Genomic DNA, 17205 nt, shown 5'->3' with positions numbered 1-17205 from the left:
ATCTGGCGGAAGCACTCTCCCGGATGCGGGACAGTGCGCCAGCCAGTGCCTGCAAACGCTGACGACGCCGCCGTGGTCGCCGCGCCGAACGCCGGCTAGCGTTCGCCGCTATCGAGGCTGCCGGTGGCCGGTCGCGCAGGGCGCGGCAAGGGCAGCACGCGCCAGCCGAAGTTGACTCCGGCCGCCGCCAGCAGGATCAGCAGCGCCCCGAGCACCTGCGTCCACGCCAGCGACTGCCCGAAGGCGATGCGATCGACCACGATCGCCACCACCGGATAGATGAACGACAGCGCCCCGATCATCGCGGTGGGCAGTTTCTGGATCGCGCCGTACAGCAGCACGTACATCACGCCGGTGTTGACCACGCCGAGCACGACCAGATCCAGCCATTGGCCCGGGCGGGTAGGCAAGGCATCGAAGTGCACGAACGGGGCCAGCAACACGATGCCGATCCCGAGTTGCAGCAGTGCGAGCAGGTGCGGTGGCGTGCCTTTCAGGTGCTTGGTGACGATCGACGACACCGCGTACAGAAATGCGGCGCCCAGCGCCAGCGCGACGCCCTGCAGGTATTCGCCCGGCACCGCGAGCACCGCCGGCGCGATGCGCACCACGCCCACCAGGCCGACGAACGCCACCGCCAGCCACGCCACGGTCGAGGCGCTGATGCGCTCGCGGAACACGATCGCGCCGAGCCCGACCAGCATGAACGGCTGCGTGTTGTAGACGGCGGTCGCCATCGAAATCGAGGCGCGGCCGTAGGCGGCGAACAGCAGCAGCCAGTTCGCCACGATGGTGACGCTGCCGAGCAGCACCAGTGCCAGCATCCGCGGCGAGAACGCCTTGCGGCGCAACAGGCCCAGCGCCGCGCAAAGGATGAGCAGGGTGGCCGCGCCGAACACGCAGCGGAAGAACACCACGTTGACCGGCGACTGTCGTGACGACATCACCAGCCAGCCGATGGTGCCGGACATGAGCATGGCCACGACCATCTCAGCGGCACCACGGCGAATTTCGTTGGACGCCATCCCGGTTCCTTTCAATGCTGCGAACGGCAGCCATTGTAGAAACCCTGATTCCGCGAAAACATGCTTAAACTTAAGCTTATCTCGCAATCTTCCTGCGAAAAAAAGGTCGCCATGCAAAACCGCCTTTCCCCACCCGCCGTCGCTCCGCTCGACGCGATCGACCGCGCCATCCTCGCCGCGCTGGCGCAGGATGCGCGCATGGCGACCAGCGAGCTGGCCAGGCAGATCGGCCTGTCGGCGCCGGCCACCGCCGACCGCGTGCGCCGGTTGCAGCACCAGGGCGTGATCGCCGGATTCACGGTCGAACTGGACCCGCGCGCGCTCGGCTACACCTTGCAGGCGATCGTGCGAGTCAAACCGCTGCCAGGGCAGTTGCACCTGGTGGAGGAACTGTTGCAGCGCATCCCGGAATTCGTCGAGTGCGACAAGGTGACCGGCGAAGACTGCTTCATCTGCCGGCTGTACCTGCGCGACATCGAGCACCTGGACAGCATCCTGGCAAAAGTCACCGATCGCGCCGAAACCAATTCCGCCATCGTGAAGTCGACCCCAGTCCGCAGGCGGCTGCCGCCGCTGGTCGAGGACGCCTAGCGCGATGCGCTAGCCGCGGGGCTTACGACTGATCATGCAGCGCCAGAGGCGCAGGCCAGCGTGCGCCATGGAGGGCAGAGGGCGAAGAACACCAAGCCGGCGCGAGCTGGGACGGCACCAGGAACCCACTTTCACGAATCCCGAATCCCGACTCCCCACTCCCGGCCCTCAGCTCTTGCGCCGCGCCTCCAGCAGATCCAAATTGCGGATCAGCCGGCGCGCGATCTCGTCGGAGATCTTGCGCTGGCGGGTCAGCTTGAACAATTCCTGGCGTTCGGCCTGCAGGCCGGCGTGGCGCAGCTGGCGCAGCACCGCGTCCAGGCGCCGCGCCTCCTCCGGATCGCTCTCCATCGCCTCGCCGTGGTCGAGATGGCGCTGGTACAGCGCGCTGACCCGGTTGGCGGCCTCGTTGTAGAGATCGGCGTGCTCGCTGTCCTGCACCAGCCGCTGGCGCAGCTTCTCCACCGCCGCCAGCGCCGCGCGCGAGGACTCGCGCCGCGCCAGGTCCTCTTCCCGCTGGTCGTTGGGTTCTTCCGGCAACGCCAGGCCGCGCAGCAGCCGCGGCAGCCCGATGCTGGCGACCAGCAGCGAGGTGACGATCACCGCGCTGGCCAGAAAGATCGCCAGGTCGCGCGCCGGAAACGCGGCGCCGCTGGGCAGGGCCAGCGGCAGGGTCAACACGCCGGCCAGGGTGATCGCGCCGCGCACGCCGGCCAGCGAGGTCGCCACCACGATCCGCCACGGCGGGCTCTGCCGGTCCTCGCCGCGGCGGCGCGCCTTGAGCAGGGTCCAGCGCAGCGACAGCCACACCCACAAAAAGCGCAGCAGCAGCAGGCCGACGTAGATCGCCAGCGCGTAGGCGGGCAGCCACCACGGATTCAGGTGCCCGGCCTCGTCCATGTTGTGCATGGCGCCCTGCACGATGCCCGGCAGCTGCTCGCCGAGCAGCACGAACATGATGCCGTTGAGGGTGAACTGGACCATGTCCCACACCGCCGAGCGCTGCACGCGCATGCTGCCCGGGGCGCGGCCGCTCAGCTCCACGTAGCTCATGGCGATGCCGGCGGCGACCGCGGCGAGGATGCCCGAGGCGTTGATCGCCTCGGCCAGCAGGTAGGCGGCGAACGGCAGCAGCAGGTTGACCAGGATCGCCGCGCCCGGCTCCTCGCCGACCTGGCGCCACACCCAGCGCTGCGCCAGGCTGGTGCCCACCACCACCGCGATGCCGGCGGCCACGCCGACCAGCGCCACCCACAGGAAGGTCAGCGAGGCGTCGGCCAGCGAGAACGTGCCGGTGATCGCCGCGGCCACCGCGAACTGGAAGCAGACCAGGCCGGACGCGTCGTTGAGCAGCGACTCGCCTTCGAGAATGTGCATCAGCCGCTTGGGGATCGGCGCGCGCGCGGCGATCGAGGACACCGCGATCGGATCGGTCGGCGACACCACCGCGGCCAGCGCGAACGCTACCGCCAGCGGCATGGTCGGGATCATCCAGTGGATCAGGAAGCCGGCGCCGAGCACCGTAAACACCACCAGGCCCAGCGCAAGTTCGAGGATCACGCCCTTGTCGCGGAACAGGCCCTGCTTGGGGATGCGCCAGCCGTCCAGGAACAGCAGCGGCGGCAGGAACAGCAGGAAGAACAGCTCCGGCTCCAGCGCATAGCCCTTCTTGAACACCCCGGCGATGATCGCGCCCAGGCCGATCTGCACCAGCGGCAACGGCAGCGAGAACGGCAGGACGCGCACCAGATAGCCGCTGGCGACCACCGCCAGCAACATCGCCAAGACCACTTCGATCGAATGCATGCTCGTCCGACAGCGGCGCCACGCAGGCGGCGCCGCCCATGAATGGGGGGAGCCTGCAAGCAAAGCGCACCGCGGCGGCGATGTCCAGTGGCGCGGCGGGCGTGTACGGCTACTATCCTGCTGCAGGCCGGTGGTGGACACCGGCGCCTTCCGCCGGAGACCGCATGCTCACCATCCAGGAACTCAACCGCTTCATCGAGGCGCAGGCGGCGGAAGGCAGCGTCCAGCGGGTCTGGGACCTGATCGGCGACCACTTCGTCCAGGCCCAGGCCAGCCTGCCGGCCGAGCACGCGATGGAGCGGCGCGAGCTGTCCTTCCACGACCATGTGCGGCTGCTGGGCTACCTGTGCCTGCTGCTGGAGGGCGTGCCGGGCGACCTGGTGGAGATCGGGGTCTGGAAGGGCAAGTCGCTGGTGCTGATGAACGAGGTCTGCGGGCGCGAGCGCCGGGTGATCGGCATGGATCCGTTCGCGTTGCCGAACCAGTTCGAGGAATTCAACCACTACCGGCAACAGTTGCTGCCCAATGCGCGCTTCATCCGCGGCTATTCGGAGTTCTGCGCCGAGCATTTCTACGCCATGGAGCCGAAGGTGGCGCTGTTGCACATCGACGGCGGACACACCGGGCGCAATGTGCTGCTGGATTTCCTGCTGTACGGACCGAGTGTCGTCTCCGGCGGGTTCGTGGTGTTCGACGACTACGGCGACTGGGAATACTCGCCGGAGGTCGGCCCGGCCGTGGACCTGCTGCGCGCCGCCGGCTACTTCGGCGACTTCCACGTGCTCGGCTGCGCCCACGGCTTCGAGAACAGCTACGTGCTGCAGCGCCGCTGAGCCGAGGTGCTGAATCTGTCCAGCGCTCACCAGCGCTGGAAGGTGGCGGCGCCGGCATGGACGGTTGACGACGCAACGTCTCCGTTTAGGCACATCGTACGCATTGCCGTCGTACGGCGTGTTTGCTTCAGCGCGTGCGTGCCCAACCGGCAGCGACCTCCGTTCATCATTATCTGGACGGCGTGATGCAACCGCGCCGGCGCAGCGCGCGTAAAGACAGGTGCACGGCCGACTGGCCGCGCATCCCTTTCAAGGAGCAAGCCCATGAAGATCCACTTGCTGTCCCTGGCCCTCGCCGGCCTCGTCTCCCTGCCTGCCATGGCCGCCCCCAGCCAAACCGCGATGCACGACCACGCGGCGATGAGCGAGGCCAAGCCGAATCCGATGGTCGGCGGTGCGCCGATGTACGCCACCAAGGACATCATCGACAACGCGGTCAACTCCAAGGATCACACCACCCTGGTCGCCGCGGTCAAGGCCGCCGGCCTGGTGGACACGCTGAAGGGCGCCGGCCCGTTCACCGTGTTCGCACCGACCAATGCCGCCTTCGCCGCCTTGCCGGCGGGTACCGTGGACACGCTGCTCAAGCCGGAAAACAAGGAAAAACTGACCCAGGTGCTGACCTACCACGTGGTCCCGGGCAAGCTCGATGCGGCCGCGCTGCTGGCGCAGATCAAGGCCGGCGGCGGCAGCGCCAAGCTGACCACTGTGCAGGGCGAAACGCTGATCGCCAAGACCCGCGGCGGCAAGGTCACCCTCACCGACAGCAAGGGCAACACCGCGCACGTCACCACCGCCGACGTGATGCAGAGCAATGGCGTGATCCATGTGGTGGACAAGGTTTTGATGCCGTAAGCACACGTCGGGGGGTGCATTGGCATCGCGGGGGCGGCTACGGCCGTCCCCGTTTTGCACGTGCATGCGGCCGACCACGAGGGCGCTCCGCCGACGACGACCGCGCCACGCGCACAGGGCATCAGTCGCCGGCACCGCCTGCGTGCGGCATCGGCACCTGCGCTGCCAGCACGCGCAAGTCGCGCACGAAGCCCTGATAGGCGGCCTCGCCCGCCTCGCCGCCACGCTGGCGCAGCACCCACGACGGATGCACCGTGGCCAACGCGCGGGTGCCATCGTCCAGCGCCTGCCACTGCCCGCGCTGGGCCATCAGCGCAAAGCCGCTGCCCAGCACCGCACGCGCCGCGGTCGCACCCAGGCACAGCACGATGCGCGGGCGCACCCGCGCCAGTTCGCCGGCCAGCCACATCCGGCAGGCCTCGACGTGGGCGCGCTCGGGATTGCGGTGCAACCGCGCCTTGCCGCGCTGCTCGAAACGGAAATGCTTGACCGCGTTGGTCACGTACAGGCCTGCACGGTCGACACCCAGCTCCTGCAACGCGCGGTCGAACAGGCGCCCGGCCGGGCCGACGAAGGGACGCCCGCTCAGGTCCTCCTCGTCGCCGGGCTGCTCGCCCACCACCATCACCGCCGCGTCCTGCGGGCCTTCGCCGAACACGGTCTGGGTCGCCGGCTGCCACAGCGGACAGCGGCGGCACTCGCGCGCCGCCGCGCGCAGCGCATCGAGGCTGTCGTCGGCGGCCACCACCGGCGCCGGTGCCGGCGCGGGAATGCGCCGGCGCACCGGCTCGGGCGCACGCTCGGCCATCTCGCGTACGCGCTGCCCGGCATCGCGGATCAGCGTGGGCAGCAGTTGCGCCTCCGGCAGGTGCTTCCAGTATTTCTGCGGCATCTCCTGGCGCATCATCGTCGGGTTGAGCCGTGCCGGGTTGAAGATGTTGGCGTAGTAGGTGCGCCACAGTGCGTCCTGCGCATCGTCGGCCGGCGCATCGGCGCGCTGCGCGCCGTCGCCGAACTGCAGCGTCTCGCCGTCCCAGCGCACGCTGCGGTACGGGGTGAGGATCGCCCAGCGCATGCCGGCGAAACGGCGCGCGAAGAACGGCGCCACGCGATCGACGATATGGTGCTCCGGCTCGAACCAGGCGATGTACGCCTCCTGCTCGCCGGGCACTTCACGGAAGCGCACGAATGCCTTCATCTTGTGGCTGTCGCGGCGCACCGCCTGCGCCCATTGCTGCGCGCGGTGCACGTCGGCATCGGTGACCCGCTGCAGCAGCGCGCGCTCGCCGCCGGCGATGCGCCACAGCAGGCGGTACAGCAGCGCATGACGCTGCGGATCGCGATGGCACAGCACCGCGCCGGCCAGCGCCAGGAACTCCGCCGACACCCGCGGCGGCTGGACCTGCGCAGGCAGCGTCGCGACGTCGGTCCCGACCAGCAGCCCTCCCTGCGCATCGCCATCCCAGGCCAGCGTCTCCGGCGCCACCTGCGCGCACCACGCCGTCCGCGCCACCGCCCGCCATGCCTCCAGGCTCCACGGCGGCATCACCTCAGCCTGAAACACGGCCCGCCCCGCGTAGCGCTCCGGTGCCGCGAACGCAAAGGACCGCGCCCATCGTGTCAGTCAAACAACCCAGCCTGCCGCGGTGCCGGCGCCAATTGCGCGCGCAGCCGTTGCGGATCGTCCAGCCGCTGCCGCGGATGGTGGTCGAGCACACTGACGAACGGCAGCAGTTTCTTCAGCGGCACCCGCAACCGCGCCAGGTCCTCGACCCGCAGCCGCGCATGCCGCCGCGCCAGCAGCAAGCGCTCGACGTTGCGCGTGCCCAATCCCGGCACGCGCAGCAACAGTTCGCGCGCGGCGGTATTGAGATCCACCGGGAATCGCTCGGGGTTGCGCAGCGCCCACGCCAGCTTGGGGTCCACGTCCAGATCGAGCATGCCGCTGGTGGTGGGCGGGGCGATCTCCTCCACCGAGAAGTCGTAGAACCGCAGCAGCCAGTCGGCCTGGTACAGACGGTGCTCGCGCTGCAACGGCGGCGCCTGCAGCGGCAGCTTGCTGGAGGCGTCGGGAATCGGACTGAACGCGGAGTAGTAGACCCGGCGCAGCCGATAGTTGCCGTAGAGATTGTGGCTGGTGTGCAGGATCGCGCGGTCGTCGGCGCCATCGGCACCGACGATCATCTGCGTGCTCTGCCCGGCCGGGGCGAAGCGCGGCGGCTTGGCGCGCACCCGCGTCTCGGCCTTGCGCGCTTCCTTGCTCTCCTCGATGCGCCAGCGCAGCTCGCCCATCGCCGCACGGATGCCGCCGACGTTCTTCTCCGGCGCCAGTTGCGCCAGGCCGCGCTCGGTCGGCAACTCCACGTTGATGCTGAGCCGGTCGGCGTAGCGGCCGGCGGCGGCGAGCAGTTCCGGCGCCGCGTCGGGAATGGTCTTGAGATGGATGTAGCCGGCGAAGCGGTGCTCCTCGCGCAGTTGCCGCGCCACTTCCACCAGTTGCTCCATGGTGTAGTCGCTGTTGCGGATGATGCCGCTGGAGAGGAACAGGCCTTCGATGTAGTTGCGCTTGTAGAAATCCAGGGTCAGCTTGACCACTTCGGCCGGAGTGAAGCGCGCGCGGCGCACGTTGCTGGACACGCGGTTGACGCAGTACGCGCAGTCGAACACGCAGAAGTTGGTCAGCAGGATCTTCAGCAGCGACACGCAGCGCCCGTCGGGCGTATACGAATGACAGATGCCCATGCCCTCGGTGCTGCCGATGCCGCCGCTGCGCAGGGAATGGCGCTTGTCGGCGCCGCTGGAGGCGCAGGACGCATCGTACTTGGCCGCGTCGGCGAGCACGGCGAGTTTTTCGAGGGTATTCACCGGCCGACGATGCCGGGTCCGCGTCTCAAACGGTGAGACGCGGATGCGCTGCGGCCTTCACCGCGATGAACCGCTCAGTCGACGCGCCCGGTATTCAGGCCGCGGCGCGCGCCACAGCGCCGTCGAAGCGGTAGATGTCCATCGCCAGCAAGCCCGCGTCGATGCCGGCATCGATGCGCTGCGCGCCGAGCCCCTCCGCGCCGGCCGCGCCCATCGCCACGTAGATCGGCAGCCAGTGCTCGTCGGTAGGATGCGCGCGCGCAGCGAACGGCGCCTGCCGACGGTAGTCGAGCATCGCCGGCACGTCGTCGCGGCGCAACGCCTGCTCGGTCCATTCGATGAACGGACGCACATAGGGCACCTCCTTGCCCTCGGCGTAGCGGCCGAAGTCGTGCAGGTTGTGGGTGATGCTGCCCGAGCCGATCACCAGCACGCCGTCCTCGCGCAGCGGCGCCAGCGCGCGGCCCAGCGCCAGGTGGTGCTCCGGCCCCAGCTCGGGCTGGATCGACAGCGGCACCACCGGGATGTCGGCCTGCGGGTACAGCAGCGACAGCGGCACCCACACGCCGTGGTCCAGGCCGCGGCGCGGGTCCAGTACCGGCTGCAGCCCGGCCTGTTCCAGCAACTCGGCGACCTGCTCGGCCAGTGCCGGCGCGCCCGGCGCCGGGTACTGCATCGCATGCAGCGCCTGCGGGAAACCGCCGAAGTCGTGGATGGTCTGCGGCTGCGCCGCGGCGCCGACCAGCGGCCGCCGGCCCAGCCAGTGCGCCGAGGCCAGCACGATGGCGCGCGGCCGCGGCAGCGTCGCCGCCAGTTCGGCCAGCCGCGTGCCGACCAGGCCGGGCTGCAGTGCGGTCATCGGCGAACCGTGCGAGATGTACAGGGAAGGCAGGCGGGACATGGGAGGTCTCCGGAGGAAGGAGCGCTGCGCTCAGCGCGAGCGCAACGCGAAGCGGCCGTCGCCGATCAGGAACAGCACCGCCAGCGCCAACGCCCAGAACGCCGGGTACTCCCAGCCGCCGCCGGGATTGGCGAAGCCGAAGCCGTTGGCGCCGTGCACGCTGACGATGGTGCCGAGCAGCAGCGGGATGCCGAGCAGTCCGACCCAGCGCGCGTACACGCCGAGCAGCAAGGCCGCGGCGAGGGTGAATTCCAGCGCCATAGCCACATAGCCCAGCCCGCCGGGCAGGCCGAGCGACACGAAGTAGGCGGCGGTGCCGGCCGGGGTGAACACCAGCAGCTTGGTCAGCGCATGCACCAGGAACAGCGCGCCCAGGGCCAGGCGCAGCAAGGTGGCGCCGTAGGGCGCCAGGCGGGAGACGGGAGCGGACATGAAGGATCTCCGACAGCGGTGGGATGGGGAACGCTGCACAGGCTATTCCCATCGCCACCATGGATAAATTACCTTTATTCCGAAGATTAATTTCAGGATGCGCAACAATGGATACGCTGGATGCCATGCGGGTGTTCGTCGCCGTGGTCGACCGCAACGGCTTCAACGCCGCCGCCGACGCGCTGGGCATGTCCACCGCCAGCGTCACCCGCCAGGTGGCGTGGCTGGAGCAGCGCCTGGGCTCGCGCCTGCTCAACCGCACCACGCGCCGGGTCAGCCCGACCAGCGTCGGCGCCGCCTACTACCAACGCTGCCAGCTGCTGCTGGCCGAGTTCGACGATATGGAAGCGGCGGTCGGCGAGCAGGCGCTGACGCCGTCCGGCACGCTGCGGATCAACGCCCCCTTCAGTTTCAGCGTCGCCCGGCTCGGGCCGCGCCTGGCCGGCTACAGCGCGCGCTATCCGCAGGTCGCCCTCGATCTGTCGCTGTCCGACCGCCTGGTGGATATCGTCGAGGAAGGCTACGACCTGGCGATCCGCATCACCCGCCAGGTGGCGCCGACCTTGATCGCGCGCAAGCTCGGCGAAGTGCAGGCATTCCTGTGCGCGTCCCCAGCCTACCTGGCGCGCGCCGGCGCCCCGCAACTGGCGGCCGACCTGGCCGGCCACGCCTTCCTCAGCTACAGCTACGTGCAGGACGACCTGACCCTGCACGGCCCCGACGGCGCGACCCAGGTGCGGGTGGCCGGCACCCTGCGCGCCAACTGCGGCGACGTGCTGCGCGAGGCGGCCATCGCCGGCATGGGCATCACCGTGCAGCCGGACTTCATGGCCGAGGCGGCACTGGAGGACGGACGCCTGGTGCGGGTGCTGCCCGACCACGAGATCGGGCCGATCGGCGTGTACGCGGTGTACGCCAGCCGCAGCCACCTGGCGCCGAAGGTGCGCAGCTTCATCGACTACCTGGTCGAAGTGGGCATCGACAGGGCGATGCGCTCCCCGGCCGAGAGCTGAACCGCGGCGCGCGGTCGGACACAACATCCCGCCGATGGCGCTGATCGCGGCGGCCGCGCATGCGCACAATGCCCGCGCTTTTCCCCCACACCCTCAGGAGTCCGCGCATGAGCAAGATCGCGATCGTCTACTTCAGCGGCTACGGCCACACCGTCAAGCAGGCCGAGGCCGTGCACGCCGGCGCCGCCAGCGTCGGCGAGGCCACGCTGTACCGCATCGACCAGGACGGCAACCTGCCCGACGGCGCCTGGGAGGCCATCGGCCAGGCCGACGCCATCATCTACGGCAGCCCGACCTACATGGGCGGCCCGGCCTGGCAGTTCAAGAAATTCGCCGACGCCAGCTCCAAGCCGTGGTTCTCGCAGGCCTGGAAGGACAAGGTCGCCGCCGGCTTCACCAACTCGGCCTCGGTCAACGGCGACAAGTTCGCCACCATCGGCTACTTCTGGACCCTGTCCCAGCAGCATGGCCAGATCTGGGTCGGTACCGGCCTGCTGCCGTCCAACACCAAGGCGCACGGCCCCGACGACGTGAACTGGACCGCCGGCTCCGGCGGCGCGCTGGCGATCTCGCCGTCCGATGCGTCCCCGGACGAGGCGCCGCGCAGCGGCGACCTGGAGACCGCGCGCCTGCTCGGCAAGCGCGTGGCCGAGTTCGCGGCCAAGCTCAAGGGCTGAGTCCGTCGGGTGCCGCCCGCGAAGGGCGGCACCCTGCGCCCCTATCGCAAGCGGTCTCTGGGCGACGCGACGCCCCTCGGCGCCCGGCCTTGCCGGTCGGGCGCTGCTCCTAGCCGCGCTACGATCGCGGCGGCGGTTGCGGCACTGCCGCCTGTTCGCTTTGTCCCCACGTCGCAATATGCCGGCCACCGGCCTGCGCCGCGCTCTACGCAGCGCGGCCGGCCGCGTGCGCTGCGCGCAGGTGATCGATGAACACGCGCAGCTTCGGCGGCAAGTGCTCGCGCGCCGGGTAGTAGATGTGCCAGCCGGCGAACGGCGCGTGCCAGTCGTCCAGCACCCGCTGCAGGCGGCCGGCGGCGACGTCGGCGGCGACCTGCCATTCGAACGCTTGCCCCAGGCCCAGCCCGCGGCACGCGGCGTCCAGGCCGACCAGGGTGTCGTTGACCACCAGCCGCCCGCTGACTTCGACCAGGAAATCGTGGCCGTCGCGGGTGAACTCCCAGGCCTGCAGGCGACCGTCGGTGCGGCGCCAGCGGATGCAGTCGTGCTCGGCCAGTTCGGCCGGTGTGCGCGGTGTCCCGTGTGCGGCGAAATACGCCGGCGCGGCCACCACGGTCTGCCGCTGCGGCGGACCCACCGGCACCGCGATCATGTCGCGCGCCAAGCTCTCGCCCAGGCGAATGCCCGCGTCGAAGCCGCCGGCGACGATGTCGGCCAGGGTCCGGTCCGAGTACAGCTCCACGCTGACCTCCGGATAGCGCGCCAGGAACGCCGGCAGGTGCGGGCACACCAGTTGCTCGGCAGCCACCAGCGGCAGGTTGATGCGCAGCGTGCCGGCCGGGCGGTCGCGCAGGAAATCCAGGTCGGCGAAGGCCGCGTCGATCTGCGCCAGGCCCGGCGCCACCCGCTGCAGGAAGCGCTCGCCGTGCTCGCTCAGGCCGACCCGGCGGGTGGTGCGGTTGAGCAGGCGCGCGCCCAGTTGCGCCTCCAGCGCGCGCAGCGTCTGCGACAGCGCCGAGGGCGAGACGCCCAGCTCGGCGGCGGCACGGGTGAAACTGCCGTGGTGGGCGACGCGGACGAAGGCGACGACGGCGGACAGCGGCGGGGGACGGTGCATGGCGAGCGGGCAACAGTGGGGACGGACGCGTCAGGTGCGCCGGCATTGTTTAGCACACCTTCAAAGCACATGCGGATTACCCGGATTTATCCATGGCGACGCGGCGCCTACAGTGCCCGCACCCTCACCTGGAGACCTCCGCGATGGCCCTCGATCACTACCGCCTGCTCGGCCGTTCCGGCCTGCGCGTCAGCCCGCTGTGCCTGGGCACCATGACCTTCGGCGCCGACTGGGGCTGGGGCGCGGACGCCGACGAGGCGCGCCGGCTGTTCGACCTGTACGTGGAGGCCGGCGGCAACTTCCTCGACACCGCCAACATCTACACCAACGGCAGCGCCGAGACCCTGCTCGGCCGCTTCGTCGCCGGCCGCCGCGACCGCCTGGTGATCGCCAGCAAGTTCGCGCTCAATCCCTTCCCCGGCGATCCCAACGGCGGCGGCAATCACCGCAAGGCGCTGCTGCGCTCGGTCGACGCCAGCCTGGCGCGGTTGGGCACCGACTATCTGGACCTGCTGTACCTGCACGCCTGGGACGGCACCACCGGCATCGACGAAGTCATGCGCGGTTTCGACGACCTAGTCCGCGCCGGCAAGATCCTCTATGCCGGCATCTCCGACACCCCCGCCTGGCAGGTGGCGCGCATGCAGACCCTGGCCGACCTGCGCGGCTGGACGCCGTTCGTCGCCCTGCAGATCGAGTACTCGCTGGCACAGCGCACGGTCGAGCGCGAACTGGTGCCGATGGCCGAGGCGCTGGGCATGTCGGTGCTGGCCTGGTCGCCGCTGGCGATGGGCGTGCTCACCGGCAAGTACGGTGCCGCCGACCTGGCGCGGGTGCGCGCGGCCGCCTCCGGCGGCGCCCAGGTCGATGGCGTGGGCCGCGCCGAGGTCGCGCATTCGCAACGCACCTTCAACGAGCACGCCCTGGCGGTGGCCGAGGTGGTGGTGGCGCTTGCCGCCGAGTTGCAGCGCTCGCCGGCGCAGGTGGCGCTGGCCTGGCTGCTGGCGCGCGGGGCGATGCCGATCGTCGGCGCGCGCAGCGTGACGCAACTGCAGGACAACCTGGGCGCACTCACCCTGCACCTGGACGCCGAGGCACTGCAGCGGCTGGACGCGGCCAGCGCGATCGAACTGGGCTTCCCGCACGACTTCCTGGCCTCGCCGAATCCGCAGGCCTTGCTGAGCGGTGGCACCCGCATCCAGCCGCGCTGAGCGCGGCGACCTTCGCACACGAGGACCGTCCCATGACATCCACCACCAACACACTGCCGAGCAGCATGACCCTGGCCGACGCCGAAGCGGCCGGCATCGCCCAGATCGCCGCCTTGATGGGTGCGCAGCAGGGCGCGGCGATCCGCGCCCTCGCCGACGATGCGGACACTGCGCTCACCGGCCGCGGCGCGGCCATCGCGTTCGGCGAGATCTATCGTCCGGGCACCGCGTTGGAGCTGAAGACCCGCGAGCTGGTCACGGTGGCGGTGCTGGCCAGCCTCGGCCACGCCGAACCGCAACTGCGCGTGCACCTGCGTGCGGCGCTGGCCGCCGGCGCCAGCCGCGCGGAGATCTTCGCGGTACTCGACCAGTTGTACGCCTACGTCGGCTTCCCCACCGCGCTCAATGCCCTGGCCGTCGCCCGCGAGGTCCTCGGCGAATCCTCACCCTGAGCGAACCGCCCTGCGGCCACGCTCTCCCTCCCCTCCCCCTCAGGAGCATCTCCATGCAAACCCGCACCCTCGGCCGCAACGGCCCCCGCGTCTCCGCTCTCGGCCTCGGCTGCATGGGCATGAGCGCGTTCTACGGCGGCCGCAGCGACGACGCGGCTTCGATCGCGGTCATCCATGCCGCGATCGAGCACGGCGTCAGCCTCATCGACACCGCCGACATGTACGGCCCGCACACCAACGAAGTGCTGGTCGGCAAGGCGCTGGCCGGGCGCCGCGACCAGGTCGTGCTAGCGACCAAGTTCGGCATCAAGCTCGACCCCAACGACCCGACCGCGCGCGGCATCGACGGCCGCCCGGAGTACGTGCAGTCCGCCTGCGAGGCCAGCCTGCGCCGGCTCGGCGTGGACCATATCGACCTGTACTACCAGCACCGGGTGGATCCGAACGTGCCGATCGAGGACACGGTCGGGGCGATGGCACGGCTGGTGGAACAGGGCAAGGTGCGTTTCCTCGGCCTGTCCGAAGCCGCCGCGGGCACCATCCGCCGCGCGCATGCGGTGCATCCGATCACCGCGCTGCAGAGCGAGTATTCGCTGTGGTCGCGCGACCCGGAACACGACGGCGTGCTGGAGACGGTGCGCGAACTGGGCATCGGCTTCGTGCCTTACTCGCCGCTGGGCCGCGGCTTCCTGACCGGCGCGATCCGCTCGCCGGAGGATTTCGAGGCCGACGACTACCGGCGCCATTCGCCGCGCTTCCAGGGCGAGAACTTCGACCGCAACCTGCAGCTGGTGGAGCGGGTGCGCGAGCTGGCCCAGGCCAAGGGCGTGACCCCGGGCCAGCTGGCGCTGGCCTGGGTGCTGGCGCAGGGCGAGGACCTGGTGCCGATCCCCGGCACCAAGCGCCTGGCCTACCTGGAAGAGAACCTGGGCGCGCTGCAGGTGAAGCTGAGCGCCGAGGAGCTGGCGCAGATCGAGGCGATCTTCCCCGCCGATGCCGCCGCCGGCCATCGCTACCCGGCCGCCTCGCGCGGCGCCCTGCAGGGCTGAACCGTGCCCCCGGCCGCGGCGCGGGTCGATTGCCCGCGCCGCGCCGGCCCCGCATCATGCGGGGGTGATCTCCTTCATCGTCCCCGCGCACGACGAAGCTGCCCTGATCGGCGACACGCTGGCCTCGCTGCACGTCGCCGCCCAGGCGCTGCGGCTGGACTGCGAGACGCTGGTGGTGGCCGATGCCTGCAGCGACGCCACCGCCGAGATCGCGCGCCGGCACGGCGCGCAGGTGCTGGAGGTGGAACTGCGGCACATCGCCGCCGTGCGCAATGCCGGCGCTGCCGCCAGCCACGGTCGCCATCTGCTGTTCGTCGATGCCGACACCCGCGTCAATACGCCCTTGCTGGCCGCGGCACTGCGCGCGCTCGGCACCGGCGCGGTCGGCGGCGGCGCGCAGGTGCGCCTGCTCGGCGACGTCGCCTGGTACGAACGCCTGGCCCAGGCGCTGTTCGGCTGGCTGTTCCGTTGCACCGGCATCGCCCCCGGCTGCTTCCTGTTCTGCACGCGCAGCGCCTTCGTCGCCGCCGGCGGCTTCGACGAGCGTTACTACGCCGGCGAGGACGTGGCGCTGAGCCGCGCGCTGGCGCGGCAAGGACGCTTCGTGATCCTGCGCGAGCCAGTGCACACTTCCGACCGCAAACTGCGCAGCTTCAGCAAGCGCGAGCACCTGGGACTGCTATTGCAACTGCTGCGCCGCGGCCGCGGCATGCTGCGCTCGCGCGACGCGCTCGGCTTCTGGTACGGGCAGCGCCGCGGGCCTTAGGGCGTGTCATCCACTTCCCTACAGGCTCGGGCGCTTTCGACTATCTGCACATGGACGAGAACGGTACGCTGGAGATCAGGAACGCGGTGATGGCGGACCGGCACGCCATCGCGGCGCTGGACTATCCGGGCACCGAGGCGTTCATCGAGACGCGCCTGGCGCAACTGCTGGCGCATCCGGACGCCGCCTTGCTGGTGGCCGCCGCAGGAGACGACGTCGTGGGCGTGTTGTCGCTGCATTTTCTGCCGCAGTTGGCGTTGGCCGGCGACATCGGCCGCATCAGCTACTTCTGCGTGGACGATCGCGCGCGCGGCGCCGGCGTGGGGCAGCGCCTGCTGGCGCAGGGCGAGGCCTTGGCGCGGCAGCGCGGCTGCGACCGCCTGGAGGTGCACTGCCATCGCCGCCGCGAACGGGCGCACGCCTTCTATCGGCGGGAAGGCTTCGTCGAAGTGCCCAAATATTTCGCCAAGTCGTTGCGCGACTGAGGACTGCTTGCGATCGCCAGCGCCAGGCAACGGCGCGATCGTCCCGCGCGCAGTTGCCGGCGCCGATCCGCTGGCAGTACGCTGCGCGCCCCTTGTGCGAGCTTTACGGATGAGCGTCCACACCAGCAGGCCCATCGCGCTGCGTCTTCTCGGCACGGGCGCGTATCTGCCCGCGCAGCAAGTGCCGGCAGAGACCTTCGACCGGCGCTGGGGCAAGCCCGCCGGCTGGACCCTGCGGCATACCGGCGTGGCCACGCGGCACTATGCGGGCGCCGACGAGCCGGCCACGGCGATGGGCGAGCGCGCCGCGCGCGCGGCGTTGGAGGCCGCGCAGCTGCAGGCGCACGAGGTCGATTGCGTGATCAGCGCCTGCAGCCTGATGGAACAGGCGATCCCGTGCAGCGCCGCGCTGCTGCACGCGCGGCTGGGCCTGCAGGGCAGCGGCATCCCGGCCTTCGACATCAACGCCACCTGCCTGAGCTTCATCGCCGCGCTCGACCTGGCCGCCTGCGCGATCGCCGCCGGCCGCTATCGCCGCGTGCTGATCGTCTCCAGCGAGATCGCCAGCGTCGGCCTCAACCCGGACGATGCCGACACCGCGCCGCTGTTCGGCGACGGCGCCGCGGCGGTGGTGGTCGGCGCCGACACCGGCGACAGCGGCTCGCAATTGCTGGCGGCGCGGCTGGAAACCTATTCCGAAGGTATCGACCACTGCCGCGTGCGCGCCGGCGGCACCCGCCTGCGTCTGGATCACGGTGTCGAGGCACTTCGCGCCGGCTCGCAGTTCGAAATGCACGGCCGCGCCACCTATCGCCTCGCCGCGGCGAAGCTGCCCGGCTTCCTGCAGCGGCTGCTGGCGCAGGCCGGAGTCGAGCTGGCGCAGTTGCAGCGGATCGTGCCGCACCAGGCCAGCGCCAAGGCGCTGCGCCACCTGCGCGTCGCGCTGGGGCTGGCGCCGGACGCGCTGATCGAGATCATCGGCGACCACGGCAACCAGATGGCCGCGTCCATTCCCAGCGCGCTGCACCAGGCGATCCACAGCGGCCGCATCGTCCGTGGCGACCTGATCGGCCTGGTCGGCTCCGGCGCCGGGCTGGCGTTCGGCGGCGCGGTGTTGCGCTACTGAC

18 protein-coding genes are annotated in these 17205 nt (G+C 70.5%); 11 read left to right on the top strand and 7 right to left on the bottom strand.

Annotated elements, in window-relative coordinates; genetic code table 11:
• Positions 1-95 precede the first annotated feature (95 nt).
• Positions 96-977, bottom strand: coding sequence for a DMT family transporter (locus FHR66_RS00495; RefSeq protein ID WP_237475367.1), 882 nt, complete (start codon positions 975-977; stop codon positions 96-98).
• 159 nt (positions 978-1136) lie between these two features.
• Here FHR66_RS00495 and FHR66_RS00490 point away from each other — a divergent pair, with 159 nt between their 5' ends.
• Positions 1137-1616 (top strand): Lrp/AsnC family transcriptional regulator, encoded by a 480-nt coding sequence (locus FHR66_RS00490; RefSeq protein WP_160968142.1) that lies wholly within the window; start codon positions 1137-1139, stop codon positions 1614-1616.
• Positions 1617-1784: 168 nt separating this feature from the next.
• Here the strand turns inward: FHR66_RS00490 and FHR66_RS00485 are convergent, their stop codons facing one another.
• Positions 1785-3422, bottom strand: a complete 1638-nt coding sequence (locus tag FHR66_RS00485; RefSeq protein WP_160968144.1) for a Na+/H+ antiporter — start codon at positions 3420-3422, stop codon at positions 1785-1787.
• 164 nt (positions 3423-3586) lie between these two features.
• On the opposite strand from FHR66_RS00485, the gene FHR66_RS00480 reads away from it, so the two are divergent.
• Both FHR66_RS00480 and FHR66_RS00475 read left to right on the top strand, forming a co-directional pair.
• Positions 3587-4255, top strand: coding sequence for a class I SAM-dependent methyltransferase (locus tag FHR66_RS00480; protein ID WP_160968146.1), 669 nt, complete (start codon positions 3587-3589; stop codon positions 4253-4255).
• 318 nt (positions 4256-4573) lie between these two features.
• Entirely contained in the window at positions 4574-5110 is a 537-nt protein-coding gene (locus FHR66_RS00475) for a fasciclin domain-containing protein (protein ID WP_425612967.1), read from the top strand.
• Between the two features lie 121 nt (positions 5111-5231).
• Here the strand turns inward: FHR66_RS00475 and FHR66_RS00470 are convergent, their stop codons facing one another.
• From FHR66_RS00470 to FHR66_RS00455, 4 genes are all read right to left on the bottom strand, one after another.
• Positions 5232-6674, bottom strand: a complete 1443-nt coding sequence (locus FHR66_RS00470; protein WP_160968150.1) for a UdgX family uracil-DNA binding protein — start codon at positions 6672-6674, stop codon at positions 5232-5234.
• Positions 6675-6730: 56 nt separating this feature from the next.
• Positions 6731-7975 carry a putative DNA modification/repair radical SAM protein gene (locus tag FHR66_RS00465; RefSeq protein WP_160968152.1) on the bottom strand — a complete coding sequence of 415 codons (1245 nt, stop codon included), beginning with the start codon at positions 7973-7975 and terminating at the stop codon, positions 6731-6733.
• A gap of 94 nt (positions 7976-8069) precedes the next feature.
• Positions 8070-8876, bottom strand: coding sequence for a DODA-type extradiol aromatic ring-opening family dioxygenase (locus FHR66_RS00460; protein WP_160968154.1), 807 nt, complete (start codon positions 8874-8876; stop codon positions 8070-8072).
• 30 nt (positions 8877-8906) lie between these two features.
• Entirely contained in the window at positions 8907-9308 is a 402-nt protein-coding gene (locus tag FHR66_RS00455; protein WP_160968156.1) for a DoxX family protein, read from the bottom strand.
• 107 nt (positions 9309-9415) lie between these two features.
• Between FHR66_RS00455 and FHR66_RS00450 the strand changes: the two genes are divergently transcribed.
• Positions 9416-10321, top strand: a complete 906-nt coding sequence (locus FHR66_RS00450; RefSeq protein WP_160968158.1) for a LysR family transcriptional regulator — start codon at positions 9416-9418, stop codon at positions 10319-10321.
• 107 nt (positions 10322-10428) lie between these two features.
• Entirely contained in the window at positions 10429-10998 is a 570-nt protein-coding gene (locus FHR66_RS00445) for a flavodoxin family protein (protein WP_160968160.1), read from the top strand.
• Positions 10999-11203: 205 nt separating this feature from the next.
• On the opposite strand, the gene FHR66_RS00440 is transcribed toward FHR66_RS00445, so the two are convergent.
• Positions 11204-12115 carry a LysR family transcriptional regulator gene (locus tag FHR66_RS00440; RefSeq protein ID WP_160968162.1) on the bottom strand — a complete coding sequence of 304 codons (912 nt, stop codon included), beginning with the start codon at positions 12113-12115 and terminating at the stop codon, positions 11204-11206.
• A gap of 143 nt (positions 12116-12258) precedes the next feature.
• Between FHR66_RS00440 and FHR66_RS00435 the strand changes: the two genes are divergently transcribed.
• From FHR66_RS00435 to FHR66_RS00410, 6 genes are all read left to right on the top strand, one after another.
• Positions 12259-13326 carry an aldo/keto reductase gene (locus FHR66_RS00435; RefSeq protein ID WP_160968164.1) on the top strand — a complete coding sequence of 356 codons (1068 nt, stop codon included), beginning with the start codon at positions 12259-12261 and terminating at the stop codon, positions 13324-13326.
• 32 nt (positions 13327-13358) lie between these two features.
• Positions 13359-13778 carry a carboxymuconolactone decarboxylase family protein gene (locus FHR66_RS00430; protein WP_237475368.1) on the top strand — a complete coding sequence of 140 codons (420 nt, stop codon included), beginning with the start codon at positions 13359-13361 and terminating at the stop codon, positions 13776-13778.
• Between the two features lie 53 nt (positions 13779-13831).
• Positions 13832-14827, top strand: a complete 996-nt coding sequence (locus FHR66_RS00425; protein ID WP_160968166.1) for an aldo/keto reductase — start codon at positions 13832-13834, stop codon at positions 14825-14827.
• A 64-nt stretch (positions 14828-14891) separates the two neighbouring features.
• Positions 14892-15593 (top strand): glycosyltransferase, encoded by a 702-nt coding sequence (locus FHR66_RS00420; RefSeq protein WP_160968168.1) that lies wholly within the window; start codon positions 14892-14894, stop codon positions 15591-15593.
• A 50-nt stretch (positions 15594-15643) separates the two neighbouring features.
• The gene (locus FHR66_RS00415) at positions 15644-16078 is read left to right on the top strand and encodes a GNAT family N-acetyltransferase (RefSeq protein ID WP_202394825.1); all 435 of its coding nucleotides are present in this window, start codon (positions 15644-15646) and stop codon (positions 16076-16078) included.
• 109 nt (positions 16079-16187) lie between these two features.
• A complete protein-coding gene (locus FHR66_RS00410; RefSeq protein ID WP_160968170.1) occupies positions 16188-17204 on the top strand; it encodes a 3-oxoacyl-[acyl-carrier-protein] synthase III C-terminal domain-containing protein in 1017 nt (338 codons plus the stop codon).
• The last annotated feature ends 1 nt before the right edge of the window (position 17205 follow it).

Source organism: Xanthomonas sp. F4 (genome assembly GCF_011761895.1).
The sequence above is the reverse complement of the archived record's forward strand: the minus strand, read 5'-3'. Positions and strand labels throughout refer to the sequence as shown.

Bases quoted from the DNA above. Each gene is read 5' to 3' on its own strand.
- FHR66_RS00495 (WP_237475367.1), bottom strand. From the start codon at position 977: ATGCTCATGTCCGGCACCATCGGCTGGCTGGTGATGTCGTCACGACAG.
- FHR66_RS00490 (WP_160968142.1), top strand. From the start codon at position 1,137: ATGCAAAACCGCCTTTCCCCACCCGCCGTCGCTCCGCTCGACGCGATC.
- FHR66_RS00485 (WP_160968144.1), bottom strand. From the start codon at position 3,422: ATGCATTCGATCGAAGTGGTCTTGGCGATGTTGCTGGCGGTGGTCGCC.
- FHR66_RS00480 (WP_160968146.1), top strand. From the start codon at position 3,587: ATGCTCACCATCCAGGAACTCAACCGCTTCATCGAGGCGCAGGCGGCG.
- FHR66_RS00475 (WP_425612967.1), top strand. From the start codon at position 4,574: ATGGCCGCCCCCAGCCAAACCGCGATGCACGACCACGCGGCGATGAGC.
- FHR66_RS00460 (WP_160968154.1), bottom strand. From the start codon at position 8,876: ATGTCCCGCCTGCCTTCCCTGTACATCTCGCACGGTTCGCCGATGACC.
- FHR66_RS00455 (WP_160968156.1), bottom strand. From the start codon at position 9,308: ATGTCCGCTCCCGTCTCCCGCCTGGCGCCCTACGGCGCCACCTTGCTG.
- FHR66_RS00450 (WP_160968158.1), top strand. From the start codon at position 9,416: ATGGATACGCTGGATGCCATGCGGGTGTTCGTCGCCGTGGTCGACCGC.
- FHR66_RS00445 (WP_160968160.1), top strand. From the start codon at position 10,429: ATGAGCAAGATCGCGATCGTCTACTTCAGCGGCTACGGCCACACCGTC.
- FHR66_RS00440 (WP_160968162.1), bottom strand. From the start codon at position 12,115: ATGCACCGTCCCCCGCCGCTGTCCGCCGTCGTCGCCTTCGTCCGCGTC.
- FHR66_RS00435 (WP_160968164.1), top strand. From the start codon at position 12,259: ATGGCCCTCGATCACTACCGCCTGCTCGGCCGTTCCGGCCTGCGCGTC.
- FHR66_RS00430 (WP_237475368.1), top strand. From the start codon at position 13,359: ATGACATCCACCACCAACACACTGCCGAGCAGCATGACCCTGGCCGAC.
- FHR66_RS00425 (WP_160968166.1), top strand. From the start codon at position 13,832: ATGCAAACCCGCACCCTCGGCCGCAACGGCCCCCGCGTCTCCGCTCTC.
- FHR66_RS00415 (WP_202394825.1), top strand. From the start codon at position 15,644: ATGGACGAGAACGGTACGCTGGAGATCAGGAACGCGGTGATGGCGGAC.
- FHR66_RS00410 (WP_160968170.1), top strand. From the start codon at position 16,188: ATGAGCGTCCACACCAGCAGGCCCATCGCGCTGCGTCTTCTCGGCACG.